Annotated in this window: 12 protein-coding genes; 6 read left to right on the forward strand and 6 right to left on the reverse strand. The window is 43.1% G+C overall.

What is annotated here, in order from left to right; translation table 11 throughout:
- Nucleotides 1–9 precede the first annotated feature (9 nt).
- Entirely contained in the window at nt 10–1,608 is a 1,599-nt protein-coding gene (locus FM019_RS09130; protein ID WP_143835604.1) for a general secretion pathway protein GspF, read from the forward strand.
- A gap of 149 nt (nt 1,609–1,757) precedes the next feature.
- Nucleotides 1,758–2,870 (forward strand): energy transducer TonB, encoded by a 1,113-nt coding sequence (locus FM019_RS09135; RefSeq protein ID WP_143835605.1) that lies wholly within the window; start codon nt 1,758–1,760, stop codon nt 2,868–2,870.
- Nucleotides 2,871–3,098: 228 nt separating this feature from the next.
- Here FM019_RS09135 and FM019_RS09140 read toward each other — a convergent pair whose 3' ends face one another.
- The 3 genes from FM019_RS09140 to phoB all read right to left on the reverse strand — a co-directional run bounded on the left by FM019_RS09140 (nt 3,099) and on the right by phoB (nt 6,234).
- Nucleotides 3,099–3,944, reverse strand: a complete 846-nt coding sequence (locus FM019_RS09140; RefSeq protein WP_143835606.1) for a 2OG-Fe(II) oxygenase — start codon at nt 3,942–3,944, stop codon at nt 3,099–3,101.
- 202 nt (nt 3,945–4,146) lie between these two features.
- Complete coding sequence (gene phoR, locus FM019_RS09145; protein ID WP_143835607.1) at nt 4,147–5,475, reverse strand: phosphate regulon sensor histidine kinase PhoR; 1,329 nt, start codon at nt 5,473–5,475, stop codon at nt 4,147–4,149.
- A gap of 69 nt (nt 5,476–5,544) precedes the next feature.
- A complete protein-coding gene (phoB, locus tag FM019_RS09150) occupies nt 5,545–6,234 on the reverse strand; it encodes a phosphate regulon transcriptional regulator PhoB (RefSeq protein WP_143835608.1) in 690 nt (229 codons plus the stop codon).
- A 258-nt stretch (nt 6,235–6,492) separates the two neighbouring features.
- Here phoB and FM019_RS09155 point away from each other — a divergent pair, with 258 nt between their 5' ends.
- Together FM019_RS09155 and rdgC are read left to right on the forward strand one after the other, a co-directional pair.
- Nucleotides 6,493–8,220 carry a sensor histidine kinase gene (locus FM019_RS09155; protein WP_143835609.1) on the forward strand — a complete coding sequence of 576 codons (1,728 nt, stop codon included), beginning with the start codon at nt 6,493–6,495 and terminating at the stop codon, nt 8,218–8,220.
- A gap of 156 nt (nt 8,221–8,376) precedes the next feature.
- Nucleotides 8,377–9,276 (forward strand): recombination-associated protein RdgC, encoded by a 900-nt coding sequence (rdgC, locus tag FM019_RS09160; RefSeq protein ID WP_143835610.1) that lies wholly within the window; start codon nt 8,377–8,379, stop codon nt 9,274–9,276.
- A gap of 143 nt (nt 9,277–9,419) precedes the next feature.
- On the opposite strand, the gene FM019_RS09165 is transcribed toward rdgC, so the two are convergent.
- Nucleotides 9,420–10,253, reverse strand: a complete 834-nt coding sequence (locus FM019_RS09165; RefSeq protein WP_143835611.1) for an HDOD domain-containing protein — start codon at nt 10,251–10,253, stop codon at nt 9,420–9,422.
- A 278-nt stretch (nt 10,254–10,531) separates the two neighbouring features.
- On the opposite strand from FM019_RS09165, the gene FM019_RS09170 reads away from it, so the two are divergent.
- Both FM019_RS09170 and FM019_RS09175 read left to right on the forward strand, forming a co-directional pair.
- Nucleotides 10,532–12,208 (forward strand): dipeptidyl-peptidase 3 family protein, encoded by a 1,677-nt coding sequence (locus FM019_RS09170; protein ID WP_143835612.1) that lies wholly within the window; start codon nt 10,532–10,534, stop codon nt 12,206–12,208.
- 138 nt (nt 12,209–12,346) lie between these two features.
- Nucleotides 12,347–14,227 (forward strand): bifunctional diguanylate cyclase/phosphodiesterase, encoded by a 1,881-nt coding sequence (locus FM019_RS09175; protein ID WP_143835613.1) that lies wholly within the window; start codon nt 12,347–12,349, stop codon nt 14,225–14,227.
- 183 nt (nt 14,228–14,410) lie between these two features.
- On the opposite strand, the gene FM019_RS09180 is transcribed toward FM019_RS09175, so the two are convergent.
- Complete coding sequence (locus tag FM019_RS09180) at nt 14,411–14,782, reverse strand: histidine triad nucleotide-binding protein (RefSeq protein ID WP_143835614.1); 372 nt, start codon at nt 14,780–14,782, stop codon at nt 14,411–14,413.
- A gap of 45 nt (nt 14,783–14,827) precedes the next feature.
- Nucleotides 14,828–15,628 (reverse strand): undecaprenyl-diphosphate phosphatase, encoded by an 801-nt coding sequence (locus FM019_RS09185; protein ID WP_143835615.1) that lies wholly within the window; start codon nt 15,626–15,628, stop codon nt 14,828–14,830.
- Between the last annotated feature and the right edge of the window lie 2 nt (nt 15,629–15,630).

Here is a 15,630-nt window from a genome sequence, read left to right on the forward strand (position 1 = left end):
GTTAATAAGATGAAAAAAACGAAGTTTGACAATTTATCAGCTGACGCCCCTCTGCTTCATGATGATCATGCCAAGCCGGTAACTCGCAGAGAGTTTATTTCTCAAGGGTTTACTGCAGGCCTAGGCACCGTTATGGCAGGTTCGGTTTTCAGCATGTTCGCCAATCCGCGCAATGCAAATGCGGCCTTATCCAGTGACTTGGAAGCATTGAAAGCCAGCTGCGGGATTGCCACCCAAGGCGCAGGGAAAATTCCATTTATCTGTTTTGATCTCGCTGGTGGGGCGAATATTTCTGGCTCGAATGTGCTAGTTGGTGGCAGAGGAGGTCAAATGGATTTTCTCAGTACCGCTGGCTACAGCAAGTTAGGGTTGCCTGGCGATATGATCCCATCGATTATGAATCCCCAGACCGGTTTGAGTGATTTTATTAATACCGAATTTGGATTGGCATTTCACTCCGATAGTGCCTATTTACGTGGCATGCAGGAAAAAGTGAACCCAGCGAACCGTGCCAATATCAATGGTGCCGTGATCCCAGCCCGCTCGGAAAATGACACAGGTAACAACCCGCACAATCCTATGTACGGCATCAACCGAGTTGGTGCAGATGGTTCGCTATTGACCTTAATTGGTTCACGTAATTCTGACTCAGGCGGCAATAGCATGGCGCCAGCGATGATGATAGATGAAGCCAAACGGCCAACAAAAGTTGATCGCCCTTCTGATGTAACGGGTCTCGTTGACACCGGCGATTTGGTTGGCCTGCTGAGCCAACAAGACTCAGTTGCAGTGATGGAATCCATTCAACGGATCAGTGATATGAAGCTAGGTCAGGTTAACACGCAAATTACCACCGATGATGTGATCAAAGATCTAGTGCGTTGTGGTTATGTTAAGAGCGCCGATATCACCGATCGTTTTGGTGACCCCTCCTCGCTTAATCCTGAACTTGATCCAGACATCGTCGGAGACACTGGCATATTCACTCAAGCGGAATTTGACAGCGACGGGGAATTTAGAAAAGCAGCAGCGGTGATGAAACTGGTGATCAATGGATTCGCGGGTGCAGGAACAATTACTATGGGTGGATTCGATTATCACACGGGGAACCGTATGGTAGGCGAAGTCCGTGATCTGCGCGCAGGCCGCTGTATGGGCGCTTGTATTGAATACGCTGCCCGAGTTGGCGTGCCCATAATGATGTATGTGTGCAGTGATGGCTCGGTTGCCAGTAACGGAACCATTGATGACTCAGTTGATGGTCGCGGTAAAGGTGTTTGGACAGGCGATAACTCGTCAACTGCAGCTTCGTTTTTCATGGTCTACAATCCCAACGGAACACCTCAATTAATTGGCGCTACACCGGAGCAACAAGCGCAGCACCAACAAATCGGGTACATGCGTCGCGATGCGTCAGTAGAGACAGCTGCAACACCTGCCGCTAACAACGTGAACTTGCTGGTCGAAACAGTAATATTAAATTACATGGCGCTGCACGGTGAGCAAGGTAATTTCTCGGCATTGTTCCCTTCCAATGGCTTGGGTAACTCGACATTAATGGATAGCCTTACGGCGTTTGAGCCTATAGTGAACGGGACAATCTCTTAGAGCGTGTTTACCTTTGCTGTATGATTTTGGAAAACAAAAAATGATTGAAAAGACTGCTTGTGTGCAGTCTTTTTTATTTTTAAGGCTTGAATTGGCAAGTCGGTCTCCTATATATTCCCGCTAGGATAAATTTTTAACAGGGATGAAAAATGCGCCGAACAATAATATTTGGAATTGCATTCGCTTTTACCTTCAATCAAGCTTTCGCTGAAACTACATTTTCTGAAGCCTTTTCACAATACAACCAAGCCATTGAAAATCAAGACCATACTGCGGCAGTCGAACATGCACTAGTTGCACTTTCACTTGGCCAACAGAAATTTGGTCAAAACAGTGAAAATGCCATTAATTTGCAATACAACCTGGGATTAGCCTATTTGCAAAACCGCCAGCTAGATGAAGGGTTTGACACCTTGGCAGATGTCGCCAATCAATATAGTGAAACTAAAGGTGAAGTTTCCATTGAACGATTCAACGCGTTATTGGATCAGCTATCCAGCGCAAAATACTTGATGCACAAAGGCTACCAAAAAGCCCCCAAGCAATACACCTTATTGGTTGAAACACTAGAAGAAACACTCGACAAAACGCAAGTTCTGTCTGATGTTCAGCAAGGTCAGCGGTTATATTTGTTCAGCAAAATTCTGTATGAAAGACCACTTTCATCGTGGTTTTTTGATGTTGCGCTAGAGATGTCAGAAAAAGCTGAAAATTTATTAGTGCAAACGCTGGGCAATGAGGATGCTAAAACCGTCGAAGTACAATTTCGAATTGCTCGTTTCAAACAAGCTCAACGCAAACGCACTGAGGCGGCCGAGTATTATGAAAAAATCGTCAACACATTTGGGCACGAAATGGAGACGTCACACCCACTAGAATTGGCTTCCAGAGCAGCCCTAGTTGATTTGTATGAGCGCTTAGGGGAGTCTGACAGGGCGACAGAACACTGCGTGGCAATCGGACATTTGACACCCTGGCAAAGTGATATTGAGCCAACGCCACTGTACCGTTTAGAGCCCATGTATCCAATGGAAGAAGCCCGCAAAAATAAACAGGGCAATGTGGTCTTGAGTTTCGATATCGATACATTTGGCTTTGTAAAGAATATCAAAGTGATATCCAAAGAAGGGAGTTACGGTTTTGCTAAGCAAGCCAGACGCGCATTGCAAAAATGGCGTTATGCTCCAAAGATCGTTGATGGAAAACCTGAGGTGGCCAAAAACATGCGCGTTCAATTGAATTTCAAGTTGAATGATGCCTAACGGCGATTTATTTAACCTGAACTCGGGATAAGAGAATCTGCAACTTATTGATTTTAATGAAAAGACTAAAACATATGACCCGGTAGTGGTCTAAAGTTCGAGTTCAAGGCACACAAGTGAAGGAATAACGGGTTATTTCGAGCTTGTGTAACGCAGAAATCGTACTTTAGAACGCTGCTGGGTGGATTCGCTTATCCCGAGTTCAGGTTATTTGATGTGGGGCTTTTTTTAGTTCGCCCCGGCTAATTCCTTCAGTGGCTGATACGTAGACTCCCTGAACCATTTTGTGATCACCACTTTTTCACCCTTTATTATCGGATGCGCATGGTGCTTTGTGAAAGGGTTAGGTGTTCCGTCAACATTTAAGTTATTCCATACTAGGGCGGTTCCCATTTTCGGTTTGAATTTAATACCCAGCTCAACAAACTCTGTTTCGCCCCCTTCACAATCCTCGTCCAAATAAATCATGAATGTCCAAGTACGCTGTCCGCCATCTTTGGAATAGGTTTTATAATCATTTGAACCCGGGGCAAAGTAATCGTAATGCGCTTTAAACTGCTGACCCACTGCATAATGCTGTGCTTGAATCACTTCTTTTTCACCAACCCCCAAACCCAAGGCGTCAACAATTTTTTTATCGATTTGAGACGCCAGAGGATCTTTTGTAAAAGGTAAGTCACAGGTTGACGAGGTGCGGAAACCCTCGTATATTTTTTCTTCTCGTGCAGGAATTTCCGAAGGTCGTAATTTCGACTTGGTCAAAGCAATCAACGCGTCACATTCAGTTTGGTCTAGAAAGTGATCGATTCTTATCATTTGCACACGGTTGTCATCAATGACAATTGCATCGTATTGATCTAGCTTGCTCAATAATTTTGGCTGCGACACCCGTTGATAAAAGGCTGCATCTTGGTTGCATTGAATGTCATCAGGTAAGTTCTTGCCCAACGCTATTTTTGCTGCCTCAAAAGTGAATCCATTTTGTAGCAAGATTTTTAGAATTTCCATTGGGTCGGAGCCTTGCAGAAGACTGTCTAATACCCATTTGCTCCAATTCTGTGGCAATACCGCCATTAAAATCTCCTTTTAACTACCATGACATAACAATTTTAACTTATATTCGTTAGCCCAAATCATTGCTAGACAACACCGTTCAGCATTGTAATTTTACATTCTGGGGCGAGGTTATTTATGTTAACGGATAACGGGGTGGCTTGTTAACCACCAAATAATGAAATTACTTATTTATATGAGTTTTTACAAGCCGAATAGATTATTACGAATAACGCTTAACATTAGGCTGTTTGAGGGAAACAGTGACTTCGCTGGAAAACTCGAAAGAAAAAACACTGCCTTTTCCCACCTCGCTTTTTACGTCTAAAGCTGAGTTATGATGGGTCAATACATGTTTAACGATAGACAGCCCTAAACCAGAGCCCCCAGTCTTTCTCGAACGCGCTTTGTCTACCCGATAAAAACGCTCGGTCAGTCTGTTTAAGTGTTGTTCGGCGATACCTTCCCCATTGTCTTGAACACTGAAATGCGCCTTGTCATCAATCAATTGCCAAGTCACCCGGATTTTACCTGGCATCGGCGTGTAATGAATGGCATTAAAAATCAAATTAGAGAACGCGCTGCGTAACTCTGTCTCAATGCCGTAGACGGAGAGATGCTGATCTACGTCAAACAGCAATTCATGTTGCTTATCTTTATTTAAAGAGTTCGCTTCAAGCTGAATCGCTGACATCATGAGTGGTACGTTAACTACTTTTGCAAAGACTTTTTCAGAGCTCGCTTCAATGCGCGACAGCAGTAAAAGCTCTTCCACTAAATTTTGCATTCGCTCTGATTGGGAGCGCATTTCGGTGAAAGCCTTCTTCAAAAAAGCAGGCGGCACGTTTTCAGCATTGGGTAAGGTTTCAAGATAACCATTGAGTACCGTTAGAGGCGTACGCAATTCATGTGATACGTTTGCAACAAAGTCTTTGCGCATTTGTTCTAGTTGCATCAACCGAGTGACGTCACGGGCTATCAGCAGCAAATGCTGATCCCCGTATGGCATAATTCGGTATTCAAGTATTTTTTCGATATTGGAAGGCGACGGTACTTCAACCGGAATATCGTAATTGTTGTTATAAAAGTATTCAACGAATTTAGGATGGCGGATCAGGTTATCAATTCTGCGCCCAGAATCCTGCGGCCAGCGCAACCCCAGCTCAATCCGAGCCAAACGGTTGCACCATTGAATGCACGCATTAGAATCTAAGACCACTGTGGCATCAGGAATCGCTTCGGAGCCTTCTCGATAACGCTTGATAATGTAAGTAAGTTCTTTACGTTTGCGCCGATTTCGACGTTGAATGTAATACACACCTTCATAGATATGTTCCCAAAAGCCCGACGCGCTGGGGGGAGTGATTTTTTTGCTATGCCATATCCAACGATTGAACCTGTAAAGGTGCCAGGAGTGATAACCCAGCAGCCACGAAGAGCCGACGGCCAATGCTATCGCTAACGCATCAAAAGCAAGCCCAAAAATAACCACTACAAGATAGAAGGCTGCAATTCGCGACAGGCTTTTTAACCACGAAAAAGAGTAATACATTGGACCAGCTCATTTGTACCTGAAAGTAGGCGTTTCGGAGTGTAGTCGATCTTTTATTAACTTTAAACTTTAAACTTTCACAGAAAAACGATAGCCCGCACCGCGAACAGTTTGGATCATTTCATCATGGCCAAATTGCGAAATAGCTTTACGAAGCCGCCTGATATGAACATCAACCGTTCTGTCTTCGACGTAAACATTGGTACCCCAAACGTTGTCAAGTAGTTGCTCACGGCTGTATACACGTTCAACATGGGTCATGAAAAAATGTAGCAGCTTGAATTCAGTTGGTCCCATATTCAATGGCTCGCTATTGACCGAAACTCGATGGGAAACAGGGTCCAGCGTTAGCCCTTGATATGAGATGGGCTCTTCCGCAGAGGTTGGCGTGACTCGACGCATTACCGCTTTGATTCTGGCCCCTAACTCCTTGGGAGAAAAAGGTTTTGTAATGTAATCGTCCGCGCCTGATTCTAAACCACGCACTTTATCTTCTTCTTCGCCTCGCGCGGTAAGCATAATAATTGGAATATCTCGGGTAAACTCATGCTCTTTTAGCTTTTTTGCTAACTGCACACCGCTACCACCAGGTAACATCCAATCAAGTAATATTAAATCTGGATAGGGTTCTTTGAGCATTTTCAGTGCGACGTGATAATCTTCAGCTTGTATTGTTTCATAGCCTAACTGTTCTAAAACGAATTCAAGCATTTCGCGGATTGGTGCTTCGTCTTCAACCAGTAAAATTCTTTTTGGCATTAATTTATTCCCGCTCATAGTCAAAGCTCACCATTATTCGGTTCAAATATGACAGTTTTATTAACGTTATCACAAAATTTAATACTTTAACGGTACCCTCATACTCTCACCGCAACAATGTTACTATTTACCAGAGTGTGTTTATCTTTGCGCAAATTTTTAGGATGCAATTTAAAGCATTACCTTGTTAATTGAGGTGATAACGCATATCCTTATTTTTCGGAGTATATTCATAACGTTAAGCCTGCAGGTATATGAATGGCTAAAGTCAAAACAGGATTGTCAAAGAAGTTACTTACCAGAGTTCTGTCTGTGTACTTCATTTTGACGCTGATTGTGACTGTGGGTCAGATATTAACCGAATACCTCAATGCTAAAAACCACATCCAAAGTGAGCTGCAAACACTTAAAAACACCTTCAGTGTCAGTCTAACCCGCGCAATTTGGGAACTTAACAATCCTCAAGCGGTTTCTATAGCCGAAGGTTTGATGGAGTTGCCCATTATCGAAGGCGTGCAAATCCGTGACGAAAACGGTGTTTACATTGCCGACAAAGGGCGTACTTCCGACCAACCCCCAGACGTTATCACCGCGGGTATCATGCGGGACCATGAAGGTGGTACCTTTGGCTATTCATTCCCACTTATTTTTGAGTTTTCGGGGCGTACTTCACGAGTGGGCGACGTCACACTTTATTCAAGCGCTGGAATTATATTTGGACGTATAGAAGTTGGTGTCTTTTTCTTAATTGGTAACGCAATTATCAAAACGGCGTTTTTGGTGTTTTTATTCCTCAACGCATTTCGACAAATGCTTACCGACCCACTGGAAGAATTGACACAACAAATCAGTGAATTTGATGTCGACAGGCCTGAATCTTCCAAGTTGCACTTGCATATTGACGACGATAATGAACTGAAATTGTTGCAAGTCTCCTATAACGAACTTATTGATGATTTGATCGACTACAAACAAAAACTCAGAAGTGCAAAGAACGAGCTCACCGAAGCGAACCGAAAACTAGACGATCAAAATATTTTGCTGGAACAGGAAGTGGCCAAAAAAACCGCTTCGCTGAGTAAAATCATGCTGGATCTTGAGCAACAAAAAGACGAGTTGATTGTTAACCAGAGAGAACTTCGACAAGAAAACGAGAACCGGCAGTATATTGAAGATGAGCTGCGTAAACGTAATCGTGAACTTGCCGAGTCGATGGAAACGGTAAAATTGGCCAAAGACCAATTAGTTGAGTCTGAACGAATGGCATCTTTAGGAGGTCTAGTTGCTGGCATCGCTCATGATGTCAACACACCGCTGGGTGTGGGTGTTACCGCCGCCAGCTTCTTGCAAGAAAGGATTAAAACGCTACAAACCGCCTATGATGACAAAACCTTAACGGGCAAAACAATGAGCTCTTTTTTATCTGAAGCGCAGCAAACCACTAATCTACTGCTAGGCAATTTGAATCGAGCATCAGAGTTAATATCGAGTTTTAAACAAGTCGCTGTAGACCAAACAAGTGAAGCCGAACGAGACGTCGATTTAAAACTCTACATTCAAGAAGTTATCCAATCCTTGGCACCTAGCTTTAAAAAAACCGAGCATAAAATCGAAGTCGACTGCCCAGATGATTTAGTCGTCAAAATTGCCCCTGGAGCCATTGCGCAAATCTTCACCAACATGATTATGAACTCGTTAATCCATGGTTTTGATGACAAAAAAAATGGATTGATCAATATTAAGATCACTCAACAGGATGACGACGTTGTGATCAAATATTGTGATGATGGAAAAGGTCTTACAGAAGAAAACCTTGAACGTCATTTTGATGCCTTTTTCACAACAAAACGCGGCAAAGGCGGCAGTGGATTAGGCACCCACATTATGTACAATCTGGTGACCCAGGCGCTAAATGGCAAAATTTCGGCCAGTAGCCAACTGGGTCATGGTTTACATTACCATATTCAGTTTCCAATCCATCATTAAGTACTGTAGCAAATCCATTCAGCTTATTTAACAGTTGCGGGCAAGCAGCACATCAATTATTGCGGAATATCAATACCATTCCATCTTTTTTAGGCACTGAAACGTGTTATTCTTCGCGCCCTTATATTTTCATCATCAAATTAGAAAGTAGATCTCATGTGGTTTAAAAATTTAAAGCTGTTTGCCATCACTCAACCTCTAGACTGGCAAGAATCTGACATTGAAGACAATCTAAAAAGCTTCGCATTTCGTCCCTGCAATAGTCAGGAACTTTCAACGATGGGTTTCGCCTCTCCTTTTCAAACAGGCGACAGTCTGATTCACAGCGCTCAAGGTCGCATTTGGATTACGCTCAAAAAACAAGAACGCATTTTACCTGCAGTTGTGGTCAACACCGAGCTCGCTGAGAAAGTTGCGCAAATTGAAGCAGATACGGGTTCTCCAGTGGGCAAAAAGGCGCAACAAGATTTAAAGCAAGAAATTGTTCAGCGCTTGCTACCACAAGCTTTTACTAAAAACAGTTATATTCACGGCTTCATCTCCACTAAAGATAATCTTGTCGTGGTTGATGCATCCGCTGATGGCAAAGCAGAAGCGTTTTTAGCCATGGTAAGAAAAGCTATGACGACCTTACCTGTAGTGCCTTTGTCTAGAAATAGCATCCGGGCTGAGTTGACCAGTTGGCTGAATGACGATGCGGTACCCAATGATGTGGTACTTTTAGAAGAAGCAGAGTTCCGTGGGCAAGGCGAACAAGACAGTGTTGTCAGAGTAAAAAACCAAGAACTGAGCGACGAAGAAATATTGCAGCATTTAAGTGCAGGAAAGTTTGTGCACAAATTGGCAATTGAATGGAATGAAACCTTGTCTGCAATGCTCGAAGAGGACATGTCAGTGAAACGTTTGAAGTTCACCGATGTCATCAAAGAACAAAATGACGACATAACAAAAGAAGATAAACTCGCCCGATTAGATGCTGACTTCGCGCTGATGTCTGGCGAAATCGTGCGTTTCGCCCAGTGGTTAAAAACAACCTTTGAACTTGATGAAGAATAAACCCTAAGTCGCACCCGAACGTATTATTCGAACTATGCCGACCTATACGGCATAGTCGAATCTACTGCAAAAAAGCGTGGTGTTAGTTTTAAATTTCGTCTGCCTGCCCTTTTGAAAACAAACCAAAGGGGCAGTTTTAGTGATTAGGAAAATGCAGCTTTAGCACTTTCTCTTGCTTCCATAAAGTCTTCACTATCAAGCACTTCTAGATTCTCAATGATGCCCTTGTCGAGGCAAATCTGCATGACCTGATCTTTTTTGCTGTCAAAAATACCGGCCATTGCGGCACCAAATCTAACAAAATCGATAAACGCAACTTCTTCAGGTTGATACGCCATATCTCGCCATTTTTCCGCCACAATCACAAATTGTTCGTCAAAATCCCATTGACGCATTATTTTTGCGCCAATACGGCCAGATAATTTAAGAATTGCCGCATTCAAAAATGTCGGATTAGCAAAAACTTCTTCGTGACGCTCAGCCTCTGTCAGAATGGGCAAAACCCCAATGTTGTGAACGAGTGCCGCCAAAGTCATACTGTCCATGCTCACATGGCGCTGTTTCGTTTTACTATAAAGCTGTAACGCTGCAACCGCATAAGAAAGGGTGTCAATTGTGTACCCCCAAATTTTACTGATGTAGCCTTTCACCAATTCGTTTTTGGAGACAAACAATTGTTCCATTGCTAATGCGGTTGAGATGTTTTTAATCTGGCTAAGGCCAATGCGCGTAACCGCTTGTTGAACAGAAGTGACTTTGATCGTTCGGCCAAGATATGCACTGTTAGAAATTTTAATGATTCGGGCACTTAAAGATGGATCCTGAGAAATAATTTCTCCCATCGCATTGAGGTTAATGTCGGGATCATCCGCGGCACGTCGCACCTTCAAGGCTATCGCAGGGAGTGTGGGCAACACGAGCGTATCATTTTTTATTTTCTCAACCAATATGGTCAATAAGGCATTCTCAGTGGACATATTTCTTCCTATTATTTGTGCGTCGGCATTTCACCATTTAGCATATAGCGACTCAAGCACTGTTTTGCAGATTCAAAATCTTTCATTTTGTTGTATTGTTAGGCATGAAGACTTGAATGGCCGCTTTTTAATGGTTTGAGACCCGTTGTTGACATCGAAGGCTCCACAACAAATACACAAACCAAATATTCAGCGCCTATACGCTACGCAAAGCGATTTAAATTTGCAATTCAATTATTTATGCATTTAATAAAAAAAACAATTTAGGACAATAAAAGATGCGGAAAAAACTCATTTCGACAGTACTGGCAGCACTATTTTTAACGGCTTGCTCACCCTCTGAACCAACTGTTCAACAATCTGAGCAGGAAGAAGCACCTGCACAACAAGGCTATACGCTTCTGAATGACGCAGCTTCTCGACTCGATATTTATTTCCCTGTCGAATTAACCGCTGATTTATCAACTTACACACAAAATCAAAGAGACATGCTTGCACTGTTAATTGACGCGTCAAAGATTATGGATGATTTGTTTTGGGTGCAGGCTTATGGTGAAAACAAGGATGATTTTCTTGCCATGATTTCTGATCCCAAGGTTAGAGCTTTTGCTGAAATTAACTATGGCCCGTGGGATCGATTGAATGGTGATAAACCCTTTTTAACCAACACAGTTGAGAAAAACCCTGGTGCAGAGTTCTACCCAGCGGACATGAGCAAAGAAGAATTGCTAAAAAGCGATTTAGCGCAAAAAGATAACCTCTACTCAATGATTTCCCGCGACATTGATGGAAAGCTTATAGAGGTGCCTTATTCGGAGTACTTTGCTGAAGAACTTGCTGCTGCTTCTGCGTTATTGACCCAAGCAGCTGAGTTAGCTGATAACCAAGCCTTCGCTAACTACTTGCGTATGCGCGCCAAAGCACTGTTAACTGATGAATTTCAGGCATCTGACTTTGCCTGGATGGACATGAAAGACAATCCAATTGAGGTGGTAATAGGACCAATTGAAACATACGAGGACCAGTTATTCGGCTATCGTGCAGCGTTTGAATCCTATGTTTTACTAAAAGATATGAGCTGGAGTGAGCGATTAGCGAAATACGCTGATTATTTGCCTGAATTGCAACGGGGTCTTCCAGTGCCAGAGCAATATAAAGCTGAAATGCCCGGCAGTAATGCTGATCTAAATGCCTATGACGTGATCTACTATGCTGGCCATTCCAATGCAGCCAGCAAAACCATCGCCATTAACCTTCCTAATGATGAACAAGTTCAATTGGAAAAAGGGACTCGTCGATTGCAATTGAAAAACGCAATGCGAGCCAAGTTTGATCATATTCTTGTTCCTATTTCACAACAATTAATCGTTCCTGAACAGCGTAAACACATCACCTTCAACGCATTTTTTGCCAACACTATGTTCCATGAAGTAGCTCACGGCTTGGGGATTAAGAACACTTTGGACGGGTCTTCAACGGTACGAGGTGCATTAAAAGAACACGCCTCAGCCCTAGAAGAAGGTAAAGCTGATATTCTTGGTGTATACATGGTCGAGCAGTTACTTGATAAAGGCGTTATCACCGAGGGACAATTAGAAGACTACTACGTGACGTTTATGGCAGGTATTTTTCGCTCAGTCAGATTTGGTGCTTCCAGCGCTCACGGAAAAGCGAATATGATCCGCTTTAACTTTTTTAAAGAGCAAGGGGCTTTCAGTCGCGATGAGCAAGGATTGTACAAAGTAGATATAGCCAAAATGGGTAGCGCAATTTCTGCTCTCTCAGAACTAATTCTCACATTACAGGGAGATGGGGACTACGATGGCGTCGCTGAGCTAGTCGCTGACAAAGGGGTGATCAAAGAAGTCTTAGCAGCAGATCTTCAGGCTTTAGCAGATGCAAATATACCTGTTGATATTACCTTTAAACAAGGTAAAGAAGTTTTAGGACTATAATGTGAAGTGATACCAATCGGTCGCGCGTTTTGGCGCGCGTACCGCTTATAATAAGCTTGTGCAACAAATAATAAACGGGCATTCACTATTAACACTGAAGAAGTACTTAGAAAAAAGGCCGACCAAGATGCCGCCAGAATGCTTTATGGCAATGGTTACGCTGGCCTTGTTATGAGTTTGGTCGCATCCAGCATGCTGGTTTATGGCTTTGATACGCCGGAAATTGCTGATTTCAAGCTGTACTGGTGGACAGCTATTTCATTGGTCATCGCAGTGCGATTTGTTGATGCAATCGTCTGGCAGAAAACCGTTCAATTTACCGATTTCGATGGGTGTAAAGCCGTTTACCGATTTACCTTTGGTACCGTACTTACTGCGCTTTTGTGGAGTGCATACTGTTTATTCACGTTTCCTTTTACCAACACCATCGAGTTAGCCTTTAACATTATTGTTGTCTCGGCAATGGCTGGAGGCTCAGCAACAGTTTTGGCAGCCTACAAGCCTGGTGCAATGCTTTATGTATTTATTCTGTTGTTCCCATTTTCCATTGCACTGCTGCTTTCTGCGGAATTTTACGAATACGTTCTTGGGATCCTGGGACTTTCGTTTTGCGGAATAATGCTCATAACCTCTAGGAAAGCTGCAGATTTTACTGCCCAGGCAATAACATTAAAAAACGAAAATGCAGTGTTGGTTGGTCACATGGAGGAAGAAGTTGATCAACGTACTGCGCAGATCTATGAGTTATCGAACATCGATCCACTTACTGGCCTTTACAACCGCAAAGCTTTTTTGGCAAATTTACGAAAGCACATTCATCACGCTTCAGAGCAGAAAACCTTTGCTCTACTGTTCATAGACTTAGATGGCTTTAAAAAAATCAATGATACCATTGGTCATGAAACCGGTGATTTGGTGTTAAAACAAACCTCCGAACGTTTACAACACAATTGCCCTGACCAGCAACTCCTTTGTCGTTGGGGCGGAGACGAATTTTTGGTGGGTTTGGACGACGCCAATGAAGCTTCAGCTGTATCACTGGCGAAGAAGCTTATCCACAAAATTTCAGACGCCTATGTTTTTGAAAACAATCGCTTAACCATAGGCGCAACCATAGGCATCGCATTTTATCCACTGCATGCTAGCGACGAAAACACGCTCATACAGCTAGCTGACACAGCGATGTACTATCAAAAGAAACTGTCTCCTTCAACCGCAGGGGTATTTTCTGCGGATTTGGGGCATCAACTAAGTAGAGAGCAATACTTAAAAGACGCATTATTTGACGCCATAGAAAAACAACAATTGCGCCTGGTATTCCAACCTATCGTTGACAGCATTTCCCATCAACCTGTGGCATTTGAAGCATTATTAAGATGGCACCTGAATGGAGAAGATATTCCTCCCTATGAGTTCATAAAAATCGCTGAGCAATATGGGCAAATTCGAAGAATAGGGGCTTGGGTTTTACACGAAGCTTGCTTGACTGCAAAGGGCTGGCAATCACAACAACAAGCTTCAGTGAGCGTTAATGTCAGTGTTACTCAGCTGCAGGACCCAGACTTTATAGATATGGTCGACGATGTGATTGAACAGTCTCAGTTGAATCCAAGCCGCTTACACATTGAGATCACCGAATCAGTGTTTGCGGCTGATAAGGATATTTTACTCAACAAAATTGCCCACTTGCAAAACCGAGGAATTCAAGTTTCGATTGATGATTTTGGAACTGAATACTCTTCCTTAGCGGTGATCCAAGAGCTCGGAGCAAATATCGTTAAAATTGACCGATCTTTTATTTCAAATATCGATACAAATGGAACTCCAATTATCAGTGCAGTCTTGGAGATCGCCAAAGCCTTTGGTTACGCGGTGGTTGCAGAAGGCATTGAATGCAAATCTCAGGCAGACAAACTAGAGGCAATGGGTGTGCACTATCTGCAAGGGTTTTATTTCGCTAAACCTATGGAGTCCGAGCAACTAGCCCAATACATGGTAAATAACCTGAACTCGGGATAAGAGAATCTGCAACTTATTGATTTTAATGATAATACTAAAATATATGACCCGGTAGTGGTCTAAAGTTCGAGTTCAAGGCACACAAGTGAAGGAATAACGGGTTATTTCGAGCTTGTGTAACGCAGAAATCGTACTTTAGGGCGCTGCTGGGTGGATTTGCTTATCCCGAGTTCAGGTTAAATACTAAGGAAGATCCTGTTTAAGTGCATCTTGGTAAGGCGGCCATCCCATGGCTTTACCCGCTAACACATGCAGGTGAATGTGGTACACGGTCTGGCCACCATCGGGGTTGCAATTCATCACGGCCCGATAACCATTTTGTTCAAACCCCATTTCTTTAGCGATACTCGCCGCTGCCAGATACATCTTGCCTATCAGCTCGGCATCTTCTGCAGCAATGTCATTAATCGTCGCAATAGGCTTTTTAGGGATAACCAGAAAATGTGTAGGCGCCTGCGGATTAATATCATTAAAGGCTAACACCTCGTCATCTTCATAAATGATGTCAGCGGGAATATCTCGGTCAATGATTTTAGTAAAAATAGTTTCTGCCATGTCGTCTTCCAGATAATTATTAGATGAATAAAGAGCTTGTTAACGTTACCAAAATACAAATCCTAATAGCACTATACCCAATACTAGACGGTAAATCACAAACGGCAGCATGCCGATTTTAGAGATCCACGACAAGAATAAGAAAATACAGGCATAGGCACTCACAAAGGACAATCCAATACCATAAAACAGCGCTTCCCAATCAACAGCCGTCTGCTGCTGAATGAGATCAAGGGTTTTTAAAAAGCCCGCCCCCAGAATGGCAGGAATCGATAATAAAAAGGAAAATCGGGCCGTGCTTTCGCGATCCAACCCCAACATTAGCCCTGCCGTCATGGTGATCCCTGAACGAGAAGTACCGGGGATGATCGCCAGCATTTGCGCCAAACCAATCAACAGAGAGGTTTTCCAAGTCAGCTGATAGATATTTTTGCGTTGTTTACCGGTAACATCTGCATACCATAAAACCAAGCCAAAAAAGATCGTAGTACAGGCGATAACGAGAGCCGAACGAGTGTGGGTTTCAATGAAGTCCTTTGCCAGCAATCCAAAAATCACGACGGGAATGGAGGCAATAATAACCGACCATGCTAAACGACTATCATCACTTTGTTGTTTGCTAAATCCATGGGAAAACCAGGCAACCAACATTTTGGTAATATCGTCGCGAAAATAAATCATTACAGCAAGCAAGCTACCAACGTGAACGGCGACATCAAACGCCATGCCTTGGTTGTCCCAGCCCAGAAGCTCAGAAGGAAGAATTAAATGTGCAGAGCTTGAGATAGGTAAAAATTCGGTAATGCCCTGAATAATGGCCAAAACAATAATTTCAAACAATGTCATGA

Origin of the sequence: Aliiglaciecola sp. M165 (assembly GCF_007197995.1) — a bacterium.
Taxonomy (GTDB): domain Bacteria; phylum Pseudomonadota; class Gammaproteobacteria; order Enterobacterales; family Alteromonadaceae; genus Aliiglaciecola.